At 56.8% G+C, this 340-nt stretch carries 1 protein-coding gene; it reads left to right on the top strand.

What is annotated here, in order from left to right; all coding sequences use genetic code 11:
- Positions 1–340, top strand: a 340-nt coding sequence (locus RTY00_RS17365; protein ID WP_312665270.1) for a 4-hydroxythreonine-4-phosphate dehydrogenase PdxA, incomplete at both ends; no start/stop codon positions are given.

Raw genomic sequence — 340 nt, 5'->3', positions numbered from 1 at the left:
GCCACCGCACCGTTAAATAAAGAGGCGCTGCACTCGGCGGGGCATATTTATCCCGGCCACACCGAACTGCTGGCGCAACTGACCAACACCAAAAATTACGCCATGGTGCTCTACACCGATAAGCTGAAAGTGATTCACGTCACCACGCATATCGCGCTGCGCAAGTTCCTCGATACCTTAAACGGCGAGCGCATTCAGACGGTGATCGGCATGGCCGACAGCTTCCTGCGCCGCGTCGGTTTCGACAAGCCTCGCATTGCGGTGGCGGGCGTCAATCCTCATGCCGGTGAAAACGGTCTGTTTGGTGATGAAGAGATCACCATCGTCGCGCCTGCTATCA

The organism is Pantoea sp. CTOTU49201 (genome assembly GCF_032054795.1).
GTDB classification, from domain to species: Bacteria; Pseudomonadota; Gammaproteobacteria; order Enterobacterales; family Enterobacteriaceae; genus Pantoea; species Pantoea symbiotica.
Note: the sequence above shows the minus strand (reverse complement) of the source record. Positions and strands in the feature narration are given on the sequence as shown.